The organism is Marinobacterium nitratireducens (genome assembly GCF_014645375.1).
Taxonomy (GTDB): Bacteria; Pseudomonadota; Gammaproteobacteria; order Pseudomonadales; family Balneatricaceae; genus Marinobacterium_A; species Marinobacterium_A nitratireducens.
Window position 1 is genome coordinate 1 of the sequence record NZ_BMLT01000008.1, and the last position, 16,989, is coordinate 16,989.

Sequence of the window (16,989 nt, forward strand, 5' to 3'; positions counted from 1 at the left end):
TTCTGGAAGGCACGCTGCCAACCGAGACCAATCGATCTGTACTGCGATCGATATTGCGGGTTCCCTGGCAACTGCTCCTGCGTTGCCAGGATTCCCGCCATCCATGGCGGTTACGCGATGCCCGGGCGGCTGGAGTAATTTCTAGGAAAGTGCCATTGCATCGCTAGACCCACCCTCCACTGCGATCGATATGATGGGTCCACGATGCCCGGGCCGCGAGGCCAGCGATGCAACCCGTGCCATGACATCGCTTGACCCATCCTACATGCCGATTGTTTGCCACAGGCTGTTTTGCTATCCTGTAGCCCCATCTCGAGTTCGATTTTTCCCGCTCCATTTCAACTTCGACCTACAGGTTCTGCATGACGCGTTACATCTTCGTCACCGGCGGTGTTGTGTCCTCTTTGGGCAAAGGCATCGCCTCCGCTTCCCTGGCTGCAATTCTTGAGGCCCGCGGGCTTAAAGTCACGATGCTCAAGCTGGACCCGTACATCAACGTGGACCCGGGCACCATGAGCCCATTCCAGCATGGTGAGGTCTTCGTGACCGAAGATGGCGCCGAAACCGACCTCGACCTGGGTCATTACGAGCGCTTCATCCGCACCACCATGACGCGCCGCAACAACTTCACCACCGGCCGTGTCTACCAGCACGTGCTGCGCAAGGAGCGCCGCGGCGACTACCTCGGCGGCACTGTGCAGGTGATTCCGCACATCACCGACGAGATCAAGCGTCGCGTGATCGAGGGTGCCGGCGACGCCGATGTGGCGCTGGTGGAAATCGGCGGTACCGTCGGCGACATCGAGTCGCTGCCGTTCCTCGAGGCGGTGCGTCAGCTGAAGGCGGAGCTGGGCTTCTCGCGCGCGATGTTCATGCACCTGACACTGGTGCCCTACATCGCCACCGCCGGCGAGACCAAGACCAAGCCGTCGCAGCACTCGGTCAAGGAGTTGCGTTCCATCGGTATCCAGCCCGATATACTGGTGTGCCGTTCCGAGCAGCCGCTGCCGGCGTCGTCGCGGCGCAAGCTGTCGATGTTCACCAACGTCGAGGAACGCGCGGTCATCTCGCTGCCGGACGCCGACACCATCTACAACATCCCGCGCATGCTCGAGGAGCAGGACTTGGACGATATCGTCGTCGAGCGCTTCCACCTCGACTGCCCGCCGGCGGACCTGACCGAGTGGGACCAGGTGGCCGATGCGCATCAGCACCCGGAAGGCGAAGTCACCATCGCCATGGTCGGCAAGTACATGGAGCTGCTCGACGCCTACAAGTCGCTGATCGAATCCATCACCCATGCCGGCATCAAGCTGCGCAAGAAGGTCAGGATCCGCTACATCGACTCCGAAACCGTCGAGACCGAGGGCGTCGGCGTGCTCGAGGGTGTCAGCGGCATTCTGGTGCCTGGCGGCTTCGGCGAGCGTGGTGTCGAAGGCAAGATCAAGGCGGTGCAGTACGCCCGCGAGAACAAGGTCCCCTACCTCGGCATCTGCCTCGGCATGCAGGTGGCGGTGATCGAGTTCGCCCGTAACGTGGCCGGCCTCGAAGGCGCCAACTCCACCGAGTTCGACAGCCGCAGCGCCCATCCGGTGGTGGGGCTGATCACAGAATGGACCACCGCCGAAGGCGAGGTCGAAACCCGTGACGAGAGCACCGACCTTGGCGGCACCATGCGCCTTGGCGCCCAGGAGTGCCAGCTGGCCGAAGGCTCGACCGTCGCCGCCTGCTACGGTTCCACCAGTATCGTCGAGCGCCACCGTCACCGTTACGAAGTCAACAACAACTACGTGGCCCGCCTGGAAGAGGCCGGTCTTCGCATCGCCGGGCGCTCCGCCGACGGCGAGCTGGTCGAAGTGGTGGAAGCGCCGGACCATCCCTGGTTCGTGGCCTGCCAGTTCCACCCGGAATTCACATCGACCCCGCGTGACGGTCACGGCCTGTTTACCGGATTTATAAAAGCGGCCCTGGACAAACAGGGCTGATCCCGAGGAGAGCTGGACGCTCGGAGTTCTCTTCGGGCGATAGAACCCTTTTGATCTGAAAAATTTTGGAGTTTTATCCGCATGGCACAGATTGCAGATATCAAGGCGCGCGAGGTTCTGGATTCGCGTGGCAACCCGACCGTCGAAGCCGACGTCATCCTGGCTTCCGGCGTGGTTGGCAGCGCCTGCGCCCCGTCCGGCGCATCGACCGGCTCGCGCGAAGCCCTCGAGCTGCGTGATGGCGACAAGTCCCGCTACCTCGGCAAGGGCGTGCTGAAGGCGGTCGCCGCCGTCAACGGCCCGATCCGCGATGCCCTGGTGGGCATGGACGCCGCCGACCAGCGCGCACTCGACAACAAGATGCTCGAACTCGACGGCACCGAGAACAAGTCCAGCTTCGGCGCCAACGCCATTCTGGCGGTATCGCTGGCCGCCGCCAAGGCTGCCGCCACCGAGAAGGGTATCCCGCTGTACGCGCACATCGCCGAGCTGAACGGCACCCCGGGTGCGTACTCGATGCCGGTGCCGATGATGAACATCCTCAACGGCGGCGAGCACGCCGACAACAACGTCGACATCCAGGAATTCATGGTGCAGCCGGTCGGTTCACCGTCCTTCGCCGAAGCCCTGCGCTGCGGCGCCGAGATCTTCCACGCGCTGAAAGCCGTGCTCCAGGCCAAGGGTCTGAACACCGCGGTTGGCGACGAAGGCGGCTTCGCACCGAACCTGGGTTCCAATGAAGAAGCCCTGGTCGTCATCCGTGAAGCGGTCGAGAAGGCCGGTTACGCCCTCGGTAAAGACGTCACCCTGGCGCTCGACTGCGCGGCGTCCGAGTTCTACAAGGACGGCAAGTACGACCTGGCGGGCGAAGGCAAGGTCTTCGACGCCGAAGGCTTCAGCGACTTCCTGGCACAGCTCACCGAAACCTACCCGATCGTGTCCATCGAAGACGGTCTGGACGAGTCCGACTGGGCTGGCTGGGCCTACCTGACCGGCAAGATCGGCAACAAGGTACAGCTGGTCGGCGATGACCTCTTCGTCACCAACACCAAGATCCTGAGCGAAGGTATCGAGAAGGGCATCGGCAACTCCATCCTGATCAAGTTCAACCAGATCGGCTCGCTGTCCGAGACCCTGGATGCGATCAAGATGGCCAAGGATGCCGGCTACACCGCGGTGATCTCGCACCGCTCCGGCGAGACCGAAGACACCACCATCGCGGACCTGGCCGTCGGCACCGCGGCGGGCCAGATCAAGACCGGTTCCCTGTGCCGTTCCGACCGTGTCGCCAAGTACAACCGCCTGCTGCGCATCGAGCAGGAGCTGGGCGCCAAGGCCGTTTACAACGGTCTGAAAGAGATCAAGGGCCAGTAAAAAGTCCTGAGCTGCAGGCTGTACGTAGGTTGGGTGGAGGTCCGCAGGACCGAAACCCAACAACGGCAAGCGGCACTTGCCGAACTTGCGGCTCGTGGCTTTTGCTGCTGGCAGCTCCGTAGGGTGCACAGAGCGCAGCGAACTGCACCATGAAGATGGCACCTTTCGTTGGCATTTGCTCCTGCAATACCAAACTTCCCGCCATCCATGGCGGTTGCTGCGCTCAAGGCATCCTACGCATTCGGATAGCCCTCCGGGTTTGACGAATCAATCTTGGCTGGAGTCCCTCTTGTATCGCTGGATTGTTGTTTTGCTGATGCTGGCATTGATCGGACTGCAGTACCGTCTTTGGTTCGGTGAAGCCAACGTGCGAGAGATCATCGCGCTGAAAGCGTCGATCAGTGAGCAGCGGCAAGCCAACGAGAAACTGCTGGAACGCAACCGCCGGCTCGAAGCCGAGGTGCAGGATCTGAAGCAGGGGCTGGCTGCGCTCGAAGAGCGTGCCCGCAGCGAGATGGGGATGATCCGCAAGGACGAAACCTTCATCCAGCTAATCGAACCCCGGCAATGACAGACCAATCCCCCGAATTTTCCCGCCGCTTCGCCTGGCTCAACGGCGAACCCCAGATCAGCGCCACCTTCCGCAATGAGAACGCCGACTTCCAGGTTGTCGAGCAGCTCGGTTTCGAGCCCGAAGGCGAGGGCGAGCATGTCTTCCTCTACATTCGCAAGGACGGCGAGAACACCGACTGGGTGGCGCGGCAGCTGGCGGGCTTCTGCCAGGTATCGCCCCGCGAGGTGGGTTACGCCGGCAAGAAGGACCGCCACGCGATCACCGAACAGTGGTTCAGCGTGCGTCTTGGCGTGCACCGCAATCTCAACTGGCAGCTGTTCGGCGGTGACAGCATTCAGGTGCTGAAGGCCGTGCGCCATCCGCGCAAGCTTCGTCTTGGCGTGCTGCGCGGCAATCGCTTCCGCTTACGCCTGTGCGACGTCACCGACATGGACGCGCTGGAAGCGCGATTCCTGCGTCTTGGCAGCGGTGTGCCGAACTATTTCGGTGAGCAGCGTTTCGGCTTCGATTTCGGCAACCTCGACAAGGGGCTTGCCTTGATTCGCGGCGAGCTGAAGGAGCGTCAGCGCCACAAGAAGGGGCTTTACATCTCTGCGGTGCGCTCCTGGCTGTTCAACCGTCTGCTATCGGAGCGCATCGATCAGGGGCTGTGGGAACGCATACTGCCCGGCGACGTGCTGATGCTGGATGGCAGCAACAGCTGCTTCACGGCGGACGACGACCTGCACGCCTTGCAGGCGCGTCTGGCCGGCGGTGACCTTGATTTGACCGGGCCGCTGCCGGGAACTCCGGGGCGGCTGCTTGCGGGCGAGGCCCTGGAGTGGGAGAGCCGCACACTGGCGCCCTGGCAGTCGGTATCGGACGACCTCGAGAAGCTGGGACTGCGCTCCGAACGGCGTGCGTTGCGGTTGCGGCCTCGGGGACTTGCGATGGAGCGCGAATCTGATCGACAATGCTGGATTGAGTTCGAGCTTCCAGCCGGTGCTTTTGCCACCAGCGTGCTTCGGGAGTTGTGTCATCTATCTTTATCCCGCTCCGCAGGGGGCCTGAGCACTGATGATTAAAGTACTGATATCCAACGACGACGGCGTCTACGCACCGGGTCTCGCCGCACTGGCCGAGGCCATCTCGAAGGTCGCCGAAATCCAGGTCATAGCACCGGACCGCAACCGCAGCGGCGCCAGCAACTCCCTGACGCTGGATCGCCCGCTCGAAGCCCATACCCACCACAACGGCTTTATCAGCCTTAACGGCACGCCCACCGACTGCGTGCACATGGGGGTTTCGGGTATTTTCGGCATGGTGCCGGATCTGGTGGTTTCGGGTATCAATGCCGGCGCCAACCTCGGCGACGACGTCATCTACTCCGGCACCGTGGCCGCGGCGATGGAGGGGCGCTCGATGTCGTTGCCGCCGATCGCGGTATCGCTGGCCAGTTACCATCCGGAACACTATCGCACTGCGGCGCAGGTCGCGGCGATGCTGGTGCGCGATATCCAGCGCATCAACATGGCGCCGCGTACCGTGCTCAATGTCAACGTGCCGGATGTGCCGATGGACGATATTCAGGGCATTCATGTGACCCGGCTCGGCCATCGCGAGATGGCAAGCGGCCCGGTCGCGGCGGTCGATCCGCGTGGCTGCACACGTTACTGGGTGGCCGGTGCCGGCAAGGTGGCGGATCGCGATCCGGGTACCGATTTCCATGCCATCGAGCAGAAGTACGTTTCGATCACCCCGATCCAGATCGACATGACCCAGTATTCCGGCATGGACAATCTGGCAGGCTGGCTTGAGGAGCTGCAGTGAGCGACGTCAATCTGCAGGGTATCGGCATGACCTCCAGGCGCACACGCGAGCGCCTGACAGCCCGGTTGCGGGAGCAGGGCATCGGCAACGAGGCGGTCCTCGAGGCCATTCGCGACACGCCGCGGCACATTTTTATCGACGAGGCGCTGTCACACCGGGCGTATGAAGACACCTCCCTGCCGATCGGTTTCAATCAGACCATTTCCCAGCCCTTTATCGTTGCACGCATGACCGAGCTGCTGCTCGAGGACGGGCCCTGCGAGCGGGTGCTGGAAGTGGGCACCGGGTCAGGATACCAGACTGCCATTCTGGCGGCGCTGACGGGGCATGTGTACAGCCTCGAGCGTATCCGGCCGCTGCAGGAAAAGGCGCGCAAGCGCATGAGCCTGCTGAAGTTTCACAATGTGCAGATGCGTCACAGCGATGGTTTCCTGGGCTGGCCGGCGCAGGCGCCGTTCGACGGTATCCTGGTGGCTGCGGCACCGGAGTCGGTGCCGGACGATCTGCTGCAGCAGCTGGCTATCGGTGGACGGCTGGTGATTCCCGTTGGCGGCAGCCATGGTCAGGAGCTCAAGCGTATCCGCCGCCTGGGAGACGATGAGTTCGAAACCGAGGTGCTTCAAACCGTCAAATTCGTGCCGCTGGTCGGGGGCGTCGTCCGCTGAGCGTGCCGGGAACCGGAAGCCGTTTTTCTGATCTCAACAGTGCCGCCGCTCCGGGATGGGGTGGCGATGATCAAGGGAGTTCCATGAAGCAGTCGCGTAATGGGTTGCAATACCTGTTGCTGGCCGCCCGTGGCATGCTCATGGGGGCCGCCGACGCGGTCCCTGGCGTGTCCGGCGGTACTATCGCCTTTATCACCGGCATTTACGAAGAGCTGATCCATTCGCTGCGCCAGTTCGATCTCGACGCGCTCAGGCTGCTGTTGCGCAGGGGGCCGGTCGCCGCCTGGCGCCACGTCAACGGGACCTTCCTGCTGGTGCTGCTGAGCGGCATTCTGCTGAGCCTTTTGAGCCTCTCGCGCCTGGTGCTGTTTCTGCTCGACGCCTACCCCGAGCTGCTGTGGGCGTTCTTCTTCGGCCTGATCGTCGCCTCAACCTGGAGCCTGTGCCGTTCGATCCCTACCTGGCGCAGCCACGTGCTGGTTTCATTCGCGACCGGCGCGGTGCTTGCCTTCGCGGTCACCCGACTGGCGCCGTCCCCGCTGGAGGCCTCGCCGCCGGCATTTTTCTTTTCCGGCATGATTGCCATCTGCGCCATGATCCTGCCCGGGATTTCCGGCAGTTTCATTCTCCTGCTGCTGGGTATGTATGCCCCGGTGATGCTGGCCATTCAGCACCTGGAACTGGGTGTGCTGGGGCTGTTCGCCGCCGGGGCGGTCATCGGTCTGCTGGGGTTCGCCCGGGTGCTGGACTGGGCTTTCAGCCATCATCGCACCACCACCCTGGCGCTGCTGGGCGGCGTGCTGCTCGGTTCGCTGAACAAGGTCTGGCCGTGGAAATACACCACCGCCTACACCATCGGCAAGCATGGCGGCGAGATTCCTCTGGCGCAGGAAAATGTGCTGCCCGGCAGCTATCAGGGGCTGACGGGACAGGAGCCCTATGTGCTGGCGGCGTTTGGCCTGATGCTGCTGGGGGCATTCCTGGTGCTGGCGCTGGACCATTTCGGTCGCACGGGACGGGCATGAACGGGAGCGGTTGATGCGTAGCATCAGGGGATTGCTGTTGCTGGTCGCGCTGTCAGGGCTGGTAGCCTGCAGCGGCGGCTATGCGCCCGTGTCCGAACGTTCCATCAACAGCCAGCCGTTACCGGCCTCCGGTTACTACAGCGTGCGCTCCGGCGACACCCTCTACTCGATCGCCTGGCGTTACAATCTCGATTACCGGGAGCTGGCCCGTCTTAACGGCATCGATTCCCGCTACCTCATCTATCCCGGGCAGCGTTTGCGGCTGCAAAGCGCATCGGCCGCTGTCACCAAACCATCATCGACATCGGCTACTGTCGCGAAAAAAGCCCCGGCAGCGCAGCCCGTCAAAGTCACCAAACCGGAGCCGCCCAGGCCCAGGCTTGCCGACAGCGCCGGAACCCGAGGCGGGGATACGTCCTCAAAGACAGTAACGAAGCCCGTTGCACTGGAGTGGCGCTGGCCGTCCAGTGGCACGGTACTGACCCGTTTTTCGGGTAAGGGCATCGATATCGCGGGCAAGGCAGGCGATCCGGTGCTGGCGGCAGGGCCCGGGCGGGTGGTGTACGCCGGTGACGGCTTGCGTGGTTATGGAAATTTGGTGATCATCAACCATAATCAAGAGTTCCTCAGCGCATACGCGCATAACAGTCGCGTATTCGTAAAAGAAAATGATATGGTTAAAAGCGGCGAAAAAATCGCCGAAATTGGAAGCAGCGGTGCAGCCAGGGAGATGCTCCATTTCGAGATCAGGCGAGACGGGCAGCCGGTAGATCCGTTGCAATACTTACCAAAGCGCTAACAACAAAAATAACGAAAGTGCCAGAATGGCAGTGGGGTTGGGAGTATGGAAAACGTTGATAATAAGGATTATGAGGTATCAGAAGACGTCTTCGAGCGCGATTTCGACGACGATGACTCCGCAGACGATGCCGATGAAAGCACCGAAACCCGGAGCGCGTCCGACAATGACAGTGACGACGATGACGAGGAACCGGAGTTCCTGAACAGCGGGCGGGGGCGTGGCAGCCTGGCCCACAAGGATCTGATGAATGCCAAGTCGCTGGATGCGACGCAACTGTATCTGAACGAGATCGGTTTTTCGCCGTTGCTGACGGCCGAAGAAGAGGTCTACTATTCCCGCCTGGCACTCAAGGGTTGTGAAGCGTCGCGCAAGCGCATGATCGAAAGCAACCTGCGGCTGGTGGTCAAGATTGCTCGCCGTTATCTCAATCGCGGTCTGTCGCTGCTCGACCTGATCGAAGAGGGCAATCTCGGTCTGATTCGTGCGGTCGAAAAGTTCGATCCCGAGCGTGGATTCCGCTTTTCTACCTACGCGACCTGGTGGATCCGTCAGACCATCGAGCGCGCCATCATGAACCAGACGCGCACCATTCGCCTGCCGATTCACGTGGTCAAGGAACTCAACGTCTACCTGCGCGTGGCGCGGGAGCTGGCGCAGAAACTGGATCACGAACCCTCGGCCGAGGAAATCGCCGCCAAGGTCGACAAACCGGTCGAGACCGTGGAGCGGATGCTGGGTCTGAACGAGCGCATCAGCTCGGTCGACATCCCGGTCGGCAAGGACTACGACAAATCTCTGCTCGATACGATTCCCGACCAGGAAACCTCGGATCCGGCCAGCCTGCTGCAAAGCACCAACATCAGCGGCAACCTCGAGAAATGGCTGAATGCGCTGCCGGACAAGCATGCCGAGGTGCTGTCGCGCCGTTTCGGACTGCGCGGTTACGAAATGAGCACCCTGGAGGAGGTCGGCAGCGAAATCGGCCTGACCCGTGAGCGGGTGCGTCAGATTCAGGTCGAGGCGCTGCGCAAGCTGCGCGAGATCGTCGAGAAGAACGGTCTGACCGGCGAGGATCTGCTTAAATAGCTTTTCGTAGGTTGGGTGGAGTGACGGAGGAACGAAACCCAACAAAGGATGTTTCGGGAGGGTGCCTTGCCACCCGAAGCCAATCGATCTGCACTGCGATCGATATGGCGGGTTAGGTGTAGGTTGGGTCTAGCGGCGAAGCCGCGTAACCCAACAGTGTAGGTTTCGGGGCGGCACAATGCCGGCCGATATCAATCGACCTGAAACGCGATCGATATGATGGGGCCGCGATGCCCGAACGACGAAGCAGCGGTGCGCCTGTACCGATGCATCGCTTGTCCCATCCTACCTGCGATCGATATGGCGGGTCACGGCGCGGTCGACATCGGCTCGAAGCGGAAAGCCGGCGGGTTCGCGCCTTCACCCACCCTCCGGTTCGTGCCTTCGATATTCCCCGTAGCTACGTTTGACCGTCATCGCTCCAGATACTTCAGCTTATCCTCCTTGCCGTTCCAGTCCTCGGCATCGTCCAGCGGTGCTTTGCGCTCGGTGATGTTGGGCCAGACCTCGGCCAGCTCCGCATTGAGCTCTACATAGGGCTGCTGGGCATCGCTGAGGTCGTCCTCGTGCAGGATCGCATCCGCCGGGCATTCAGGCTCGCAGAGTCCGCAGTCGATGCACTCGTCCGGGTGTATCACCAGAAAGTTCGGTCCCTCGTAGAAGCAGTCGACCGGGCAGACCTCGACACAATCCGTGTATTTGCAACGAATGCAGTTCTCTGTAACGACATATGTCATGGCGCGCGGCTCCCGTGGCTGGCGGACTTTGGCTGCAGTATAGACGCAGGCGCCGGGTAGCCAAACTTGCAGGCATTTCCACGCGAGGAATCGGACTGGCATCCTGTTGGATTGATTCGCGGCGGGGCGCCGTTCCCACGGGAACCGGTTATTAGGCACCATCCGTAGGAGGCGCGCCCTCGCGGCGAAGCTTTTGATGTTGCTCCGGCTGTTCGCGGCGGAGCGCCGTTCCTGCCTGTGCACGAGCCTTTGCTGAGTTGCCTGGGGCGTACCGAGCGAAGCGACCGCCATGGACGGTGGATGTAGGAGCGAATGCCGTCGAACTGCGCCTTGAAGCGGCACGTTTCGCTATCGCTCAAGGCGCCCTACACCTTGCTGAGCTGTTTCAGCTCGTACAGCAGTTCCAGCGCCTGGCGCGGCGTCAGGTCGTCGGGGTCAACGTCGCCGAGACGGACCAGTGCCGGGTCCGGTTCCGCCGGCTGGGCGAACAGGTCGCTTTGCACCGGTGCCGACTGACCCTTGAGCATCTGGCTCGATTCCTGCTCGAGACCGATCAGCTTGGTCCGCGCCTGCTGGATCACGGGTTTGGGAATGCCGGCCAGCTGCGCGACCTGCAGGCCGTAACTCTGACTCGCCGGGCCTTCGCGCACTTCGTGCATGAAGACGATATGGTCGTTGTGCTCGACTGCGGTCAGGTGCACGTTGAACACGCCCGGCGACTGCTCCGGCAGGCTGGTAAGCTCGAAGTAGTGCGTCGCGAACAGTGTCAGGGCACCGACTTCGTCGGCCAGGTGGCGGGCGCAGGACCACGCCAGCGAGAGACCGTCGAAGGTGCTGGTGCCGCGTCCGACCTCGTCCATCAGCACCAGACTCCGGTGGCTGGCGTTGTGCAGGATGTTGGCCGTTTCGGTCATCTCGACCATGAAGGTCGAGCGGCCGCCCGCCAGGTCGTCGGAGGAACCCATGCGGGTGAAGATGCGGTCGACGATGCCGATGGTCGCCTCGCTGGCGGGCACGAAGCTGCCGATATGGGCCAATAGCGTGATCAGCGCGGCCTGGCGCATATAGGTGGACTTACCGCCCATGTTCGGGCCGGTGATGATCAGCATGCGGCGCTCGGGATCGAGCTGCAGGTCATTGGCGACGAAAGGCTCCTCCATCACCGCCTCGACCACCGGGTGGCGGCCACCGCTGATCTGCAGGCCCGGCTCCTCGGTCAGCGCCGGTGCGGTGAAGTTGAGACTCAGCGCGCGTTCGGCGAGGTTGTTCAGCACATCGAGCTCGGCGATGGCGGCGGCGCTGTCCTGCAGTGGCGCCAGTTGCGCGGCCACTGTCTCGACCAGCTCCTCGTACAGCGCCTTTTCCCTTGCCAGCGCGCGGCTTTTGGCGCTCAGGGCCTTGTCTTCGAACTCCTTCAGCTCCGGCGTGATGAAGCGTTCGGCGTTTTTCAGTGTCTGGCGGCGGATATAGTCCGCGGGCACGTCCTTGGCCTGGGCCTTGGAAACCTCGATGTAGTATCCGTGTACCCGGTTGTAGCCGACCTTGAGCGTGCTCATGCCGGTTTCCTCACGCTCGCGGGTCTCGATCTGCACCAGGTAGTCACCGGCGTTCTCGCTGATCGAGCGCAGCTCGTCGAGCTCTCCGTCGAAGCCCTCGGCGATAACGCCGCCGTCACGGATCACCACCGGCGGGTTGTCGATCACCGCGCGGGCGAGCAGGTCGGCCAGTTGCGGGAATTCGGCGATCTGGGTCGCGAGTTCCGCGACATGGGGGCAGTCGCTTTCGGCGGTCAGTCGCTGCAACTCCGGCAGCACCCTGAGGGCGTTTTTCAGCCGCTCCAGATCCCGGGGCCGCGCCGAGCGCAGCGCCACGCGTGAGAGGATGCGCTCGACATCGCCGATCTGCTTGAGCAGGGGCGCGATATCCTCGAAGCGGTAGTCCAGCTGCAACCAGTGAATCGACTGCTGTCGCGCCAGCAGCGTATTGCGGCAACGCAGCGGGCGGTTGAGCCAGCGCCGCAGCAGCCGACTGCCCATCGCGGTGCGGGCCCTGTCGAGGACCGCGGCCAGGGTATTCTCCCGACCGCCCGCCAGGTTCAGATCGATTTCCAGATTGCGCCGGGTTGAGGCGTCGAGCAACACGCTGTCGTTCTGCTGCTCGACCTGGATGCGGCGGATATGCGGCAGCGCGCTGCGCTGGGTGTCGCGGGCGTACTGCAACAGGCAGCCGGCCGCCGCCAGCGCCACCGGCAGGTGGTCGCAGCCGAAACCGGACAGATCGTGGGTGTTGAACTGCTGACACAGCAGCCGCTCGGCGGTATCGAACTCGAAATGCCAGGGCGCCTGCGGGCGCTGGCCCTTGCGACCGTCGAGCAGAGGCGCCATCGGGCTGTCCTCGTTGTACAGAATCTCGGCGGGCTTCAGGCGCTCGAGTTCGGCCCGCAAGCCTTCGCCGCCTTCGACCTGCATCAGGCTGAAGCGGCCGGCGCTGAGGTCGAGAATCGCGATGCCGATGGCGTCTCCGTGCTGATCCAGCGCCACCAGAAGGTTGTCGCGATGCTCGTCGAGCAGGGATTCGTCGGTCAGGGTGCCCGGCGTGACGATCCGCATCACCTTGCGCTCCACCGGGCCCTTGCTGGTCGCCGGATCGCCGATCTGCTCGCAGATCGCCACCGACTCACCGGCGCGCACGATCTTGGCGATATAGCCGTCGGCGGAATGGTAAGGGATCCCCGCCATCGGAATCGGGTTGCCACCGGACTTGCCGCGGGCTGTCAGCGAGATATCGAGCAGCTCCGCGGCCTTTTTGGCGTCATCGTAGAACAGCTCGTAGAAATCGCCCATGCGATAGAACAGCAACTGATCCGGATGCTGCGATTTGAGACGCAGGTACTGCTGCATCATGGGGGTGTGTTGCTCGAAATTGCTGGGCAGGCTGCTCATCGGGATCTTTAGGTCTTGGACGGACGCCGCGACGCGGCGACCGGGTTTGGGAAATGAAACGAGGTCGGCATTTTACGTGATTCGGGATTCGAATCGAAGAGTGGTGGTTCGGCCGATGCCGATGCCGATGCGATGCCACGCCACGCGTCCGCTTTCCCGGCTACCCGGAACAGACGGGCTTCCAGCGCCTCGCGGATAGCGGCGAGAAAGCCGTCGGGCAGCATGGCAGCCGGAGCCGCCCGGGTTCAGAGATGTATGAACATCCTTTCCCTTGGCCAGCGCACCTTTGTCATGCCGGCCTGGCGGTCGGATCCGGTGTCGCGGTATCCCAGCGCGAGCAGGACCACCGAGCGCAGCCCCTGTTCGCGAAGGCTCAGCAGGTCGTCGAGGCCTGCGGCGTCGAAGCCCTCCATCGGCGAGGCGTCGACCTGTTCGGTTGCGGCGGCGGTGAGGGCCGTTCCCAGTGAAATGTAGGCCTGCCTGGCGGCCCAGTGGAGTTGCTCGTCGCTGCTGGCAAAGCCGTTCACGGTGCCGTTGATCGCCTGCCGGTAGCCTTCCAGCTCGGTCAGCTTCAGCCCGCGTGCAGCGGCGGTCATCCTGATAAAGTCGTCGACATGGGTTTCGTTGATGTTTTCCCAGGCGGCGAAGACCAGCAGATGCGAGGATTCGGTGATCTGGGGCTGGTCATAGGCCAGCACACGTATCTTTTCGCGCAGCGCGGGATCCTCTATCACCAGGATCGAATAGGTCTGCAGACCGTAGGAGGATGGCGCCAGGCGTGCGGCTTCGAGAATACGCTCGACCTTCTCGTGCGGTACCTTGCGTCCGTTCATGCGCTTGGCGGCGTAACGCCAGTTGAGTGCTTCGACGATGTTCATGACTGATGTCTCCTTTATTGAAGTGGCGGCAGTCCGGCCTCAGTCGGAGGCTGTTCTGCTGTCGCCGTGGGCGGTGGCGGCACCGCGTTGGAAGAAAAAAGTGCCCAGAGCGACCAGGGTGACGACCAGCCCGAGGTGGGGAGGAGGCGCTTCACCCAGCAGCAGTACGGCAACGAGGGTGCCGACCACCGCCGCGACGGTACCGATCTGACTCAGGTAGACCGGTCCCGCGAGCTTCTGCAGCACGAAGTAAAAGATGTACAGCACCGCAAAGACGGCGGTTTCGGCCAGCAGCCACCCGAGCATCCGGCCGTCGGCGGTATCAGGCATAGCCTCGAGGGTCAGCGCGAACGGGGAAAGGGCAAGGGCCCCGCCGAGCATCATCAGTGCGGCCAGCAGCACCGCTGAGGTCCCTGCGGGCCAGCGCAGGGTGCGGTAGATGTTCCCGGCCGCGACGACCAGCGGAATAAGCGCAATCAGGGCGACCCAGTAGCCGTCTTCACTCATGCCGGCGGCCTTGGCGACGGCCAGCACCAGACCGCCCGACAGGCCCAGCAGGACGCCGGTAAGTCGCGACAGCCTCAGTGTTTCCATCCTCAGCAGCAACGCCAGCACCCAGGTGACGAGCACCGGAAAGGCGAAGGCGATGGCGACGAAGCCCGTGCCGACATGACGGATGGCCAGGAAGCCGAGGGCATTCGGGAGAGCGAAGAGCACTCCCGACAGCAGGGCATACTCGAGACGGCGACGGGTCAACCTGACGTCGTGACCCTGGAGCCGGTTGAGGATCAGTAACAGAAACCCGGCACCGGCGATCGAGAGCGTCAGAAAGCCGAGCCGGGGGGCTCCGGCCTCGTCGGCGAATTTTGCAATGATCAGCGAAAGGGCCAGCAGGCTGCCGACGATCAGCAGGCAGACGAAGGCCTGCAGTGCGGTCCGGTCTGGCGAGATTGACTGCTGCCGCTTGCGCGGGGCTGAGGCGTTGGCCATTATCGTTCTCCTGCTCCGGTATTGGTGTCTCGGTCTAAAGTATCTTAGTGTCGAGATAAAATTATCTTACTATCAAGACAGTTTGGTGACAATGACTAAAGTAGAACTGGCTATCGACCAGTGGCGTCGAGAGATGCCGGATCTGGATTTGCTGCCGATGGAGGTGATCGGTCGCCTGGGCAAGGCCACGCGCCTGATTTCCCGCGGCCACCTGGATCCGTTCTTTCAGCAGCAGGGACTGCATCAGGGGGAGTTCGACGTACTGGCGACGCTGCGCCGGGCCGGTGCGCCCTACGCGCTGGCACCGACTCAGCTGTTCGAGGCCTTGCTGATTTCCTCTGGAGGCATGACCAATCGTCTGGACCGGTTGGAGAAGGCGGGTCTGATCTCGCGTGCACCGAATCCCGAGGACAGACGCGGCACTCTGGTAAGTCTGACCGACGAGGGGCGGGCGCTGACCGACCGGGTGGTACCCTTGCATGTCGAGAACGAGGCGCGGGTACTGTCGCCGCTGAGCAGGAAGGAGCAGGAAAACCTGAGCGCGCTGCTCGGCAAGCTGCTCGAGGGCCTCGACGAAAGCCTGTCGTGAGGCGGCATTCCAAGGTTCAACAATCGCTGGAGGTAACGATGCAGCAGCTGGTAGAACAGATAGCGGAGACAATGCAGGCGCGGGGCTGGATGCTGGCGACGGCGGAGTCCTGTACCGGTGGTTGGGTGGCGCGGGAGCTTACCGCGCTGGCGGGCAGTTCCAACTGGTTCGACTGCGGCTTCGTGACCTATTCCAATGCCGCCAAGACACGCATGTTGGGCGTGCCGGCAGCGCTGATCGAGTGCGAGGGCGCGGTCAGCGAAGCGGTGGTCATCGCGATGGCCGAGGGCGCGGTGCGCAACAGCGATGCCCGGGTAGCGGTGTCGATCAGCGGTGTGGCGGGCCCGGGCGGCGGCAGCGCGGACAAGCCGGTCGGCACGGTCTGGTTCGGCTGGGCCTGCGAGGGTATGGCGACCCGGGCCGAGCGCCATCTGCTGGACGGGGATCGGGAAGCGGTCAGACGCCAGGCGGTGGAGGTTGCACTGCGCGGCGTGCTCGCCTGTCTCGATGAGGCCGTATAAAAATCATTCAAAGAGGTTGCATTCCGGAAGCGATCTGGAATAATACTGTCCAAACATACAGTATTTGATCCGGCGGAAGGGTTGAAAATGGACGCTAACAGAAAAAAGGCGCTGGACGCAGCGCTCGGTCAGATTGAACGCCAGTTCGGCAAAGGCGCCGTGATGCGCATGGGCGATCAGCCGCGCGAGGCGATTCCCTCCGTTTCCACCGGTTCCCTGGGTCTGGACATCGCGCTTGGCATCGGCGGTCTGCCGTACAAGCCCAGCGTCAGGGCAAGACCTGCGCCTTCGTCGACGCCGAGCATGCGCTGGATCCTATCTACGCCGAGAAGCTCGGTGTCGACGTCGACGCCCTGCTGGTGTCGCAGCCGGATACCGGTGAGCAGGCGCTGGAAATCGCCGACATGCTGGTGCGTTCCGGCGCCGTCGACGTCATCGTGGTCGACTCCGTCGCGGCGCTGACGCCGAAGGCCGAGATCGAAGGCGAAATGGGCGACTCCCACGTGGGCCTGCAGGCGCGCCTGATGTCGCAGGCGCTGCGCAAGCTGACCGGTAACGTCAAGCAGACCAACTGCCTGAGGTTCGCCTGGACATTCGCCGCATCGGTGCGGTGAAGCAGGGCGACGAGGTCATCGGCAACGAAACCCGCGTCAAGGTCGTCAAGAACAAGGTATCGCCGCCGTTCCGGCAGGCGGAGTTCCAGATCCTCTACGGTCAGGGCATCTACCGCATGGGCGAGGTCATCGACCTCGGCGTGCAGCAGGGGCTGGTGGACAAGGCCGGTGCCTGGTATGCCTACAACGGCGACAAGATCGGCCAGGGCAAGGCCAACGCCGCCCGCTATCTGGAAGAGCACCCGGAGATCGCCAGCGAGATAGAAAACGCGATTCGCGACAAGCTGCTGCAGAAACCCGCTCCCAAGGCTGCCGCCGAGGACAAGGCCAGCAGCGAGAACGAAGAGCTGCAGTTCTAAACCACAGCTGATCCCTCAGGTCGCAAGCGGGAGGTTGCT

The 16,989-nt window shown here is 62.9% G+C and carries 17 protein-coding genes and 1 pseudogene; 13 read left to right on the forward strand and 5 right to left on the reverse strand.

Annotated elements, in window-relative coordinates:
* The first annotated feature begins 362 nt into the window (after positions 1 to 362).
* From pyrG to rpoS, 9 genes are all read left to right on the forward strand, one after another.
* A complete protein-coding gene (pyrG, locus tag IEX85_RS15485; RefSeq protein ID WP_188861526.1) occupies positions 363 to 1,985 on the forward strand; it encodes a CTP synthase in 1,623 nt (540 codons plus the stop codon).
* Positions 1,986 to 2,066: 81 nt separating this feature from the next.
* A complete protein-coding gene (gene eno, locus IEX85_RS15490; RefSeq protein WP_188861527.1) occupies positions 2,067 to 3,359 on the forward strand; it encodes a phosphopyruvate hydratase in 1,293 nt (430 codons plus the stop codon).
* 289 nt (positions 3,360 to 3,648) lie between these two features.
* Positions 3,649 to 3,930, forward strand: coding sequence for a cell division protein FtsB (gene ftsB, locus IEX85_RS15495; protein ID WP_188861528.1), 282 nt, complete (start codon positions 3,649 to 3,651; stop codon positions 3,928 to 3,930).
* Positions 3,927 to 4,997, forward strand: a complete 1,071-nt coding sequence (truD, locus tag IEX85_RS15500; protein WP_188861529.1) for a tRNA pseudouridine(13) synthase TruD — start codon at positions 3,927 to 3,929, stop codon at positions 4,995 to 4,997. Before ftsB ends, truD begins: the two co-directional genes overlap by 4 nt.
* A complete protein-coding gene (surE, locus tag IEX85_RS15505; RefSeq protein WP_188861530.1) occupies positions 4,990 to 5,742 on the forward strand; it encodes a 5'/3'-nucleotidase SurE in 753 nt (250 codons plus the stop codon). Before truD ends, surE begins: the two co-directional genes overlap by 8 nt.
* A 26-nt stretch (positions 5,743 to 5,768) precedes the next feature.
* The gene (locus IEX85_RS15510) at positions 5,769 to 6,407 is read left to right on the forward strand and encodes a protein-L-isoaspartate(D-aspartate) O-methyltransferase (RefSeq protein ID WP_229721974.1); all 639 of its coding nucleotides are present in this window, start codon (positions 5,769 to 5,771) and stop codon (positions 6,405 to 6,407) included.
* Positions 6,408 to 6,490: 83 nt separating this feature from the next.
* Positions 6,491 to 7,432, forward strand: coding sequence for a DUF368 domain-containing protein (locus tag IEX85_RS15515; RefSeq protein ID WP_229721958.1), 942 nt, complete (start codon positions 6,491 to 6,493; stop codon positions 7,430 to 7,432).
* 13 nt (positions 7,433 to 7,445) lie between these two features.
* On the forward strand, positions 7,446 to 8,231 hold the full coding sequence (locus IEX85_RS15520) for a peptidoglycan DD-metalloendopeptidase family protein (RefSeq protein ID WP_188861532.1): 786 nt from the start codon (positions 7,446 to 7,448) through the stop codon (positions 8,229 to 8,231).
* Between the two features lie 45 nt (positions 8,232 to 8,276).
* On the forward strand, positions 8,277 to 9,320 hold the full coding sequence (gene rpoS / locus IEX85_RS15525; protein ID WP_188861533.1) for an RNA polymerase sigma factor RpoS: 1,044 nt from the start codon (positions 8,277 to 8,279) through the stop codon (positions 9,318 to 9,320).
* 413 nt (positions 9,321 to 9,733) lie between these two features.
* Here the strand turns inward: rpoS and fdxA are convergent, their stop codons facing one another.
* From fdxA to IEX85_RS15550, 5 genes are all read right to left on the reverse strand, one after another.
* On the reverse strand, positions 9,734 to 10,057 hold the full coding sequence (gene fdxA / locus IEX85_RS15530) for a ferredoxin FdxA (RefSeq protein ID WP_188861534.1): 324 nt from the start codon (positions 10,055 to 10,057) through the stop codon (positions 9,734 to 9,736).
* Positions 10,058 to 10,422: 365 nt separating this feature from the next.
* Positions 10,423 to 12,999, reverse strand: coding sequence for a DNA mismatch repair protein MutS (gene mutS, locus IEX85_RS15535; protein ID WP_188861535.1), 2,577 nt, complete (start codon positions 12,997 to 12,999; stop codon positions 10,423 to 10,425).
* Between the two features lie 8 nt (positions 13,000 to 13,007).
* Positions 13,008 to 13,223 (reverse strand): hypothetical protein, encoded by a 216-nt coding sequence (locus IEX85_RS15540; protein WP_188861536.1) that lies wholly within the window; start codon positions 13,221 to 13,223, stop codon positions 13,008 to 13,010.
* A 21-nt stretch (positions 13,224 to 13,244) separates the two neighbouring features.
* The gene (locus tag IEX85_RS15545; protein ID WP_188861537.1) at positions 13,245 to 13,877 is read right to left on the reverse strand and encodes an NAD(P)H-dependent oxidoreductase; all 633 of its coding nucleotides are present in this window, start codon (positions 13,875 to 13,877) and stop codon (positions 13,245 to 13,247) included.
* A 39-nt stretch (positions 13,878 to 13,916) separates the two neighbouring features.
* The gene (locus tag IEX85_RS15550) at positions 13,917 to 14,867 is read right to left on the reverse strand and encodes a DMT family transporter (RefSeq protein ID WP_188861538.1); all 951 of its coding nucleotides are present in this window, start codon (positions 14,865 to 14,867) and stop codon (positions 13,917 to 13,919) included.
* Between the two features lie 91 nt (positions 14,868 to 14,958).
* Between IEX85_RS15550 and IEX85_RS15555 the strand changes: the two genes are divergently transcribed.
* The 4 genes and pseudogenes from IEX85_RS15555 to IEX85_RS24250 all read left to right on the forward strand — a co-directional run bounded on the left by IEX85_RS15555 (position 14,959) and on the right by IEX85_RS24250 (position 16,950).
* Positions 14,959 to 15,456 (forward strand): MarR family winged helix-turn-helix transcriptional regulator, encoded by a 498-nt coding sequence (locus IEX85_RS15555; protein ID WP_188861539.1) that lies wholly within the window; start codon positions 14,959 to 14,961, stop codon positions 15,454 to 15,456.
* A gap of 38 nt (positions 15,457 to 15,494) precedes the next feature.
* A complete protein-coding gene (locus tag IEX85_RS15560; RefSeq protein ID WP_188861540.1) occupies positions 15,495 to 15,977 on the forward strand; it encodes a CinA family protein in 483 nt (160 codons plus the stop codon).
* Positions 15,978 to 16,139: 162 nt separating this feature from the next.
* A pseudogene (locus IEX85_RS24245) lies at positions 16,140 to 16,641 on the forward strand (recombinase RecA family protein); the annotation flags it as partial.
* 66 nt (positions 16,642 to 16,707) lie between these two features.
* On the forward strand, positions 16,708 to 16,950 hold the full coding sequence (locus tag IEX85_RS24250; protein ID WP_373290927.1) for a recombinase RecA family protein: 243 nt from the start codon (positions 16,708 to 16,710) through the stop codon (positions 16,948 to 16,950).
* Positions 16,951 to 16,989: the final 39 nt, after the last annotated feature.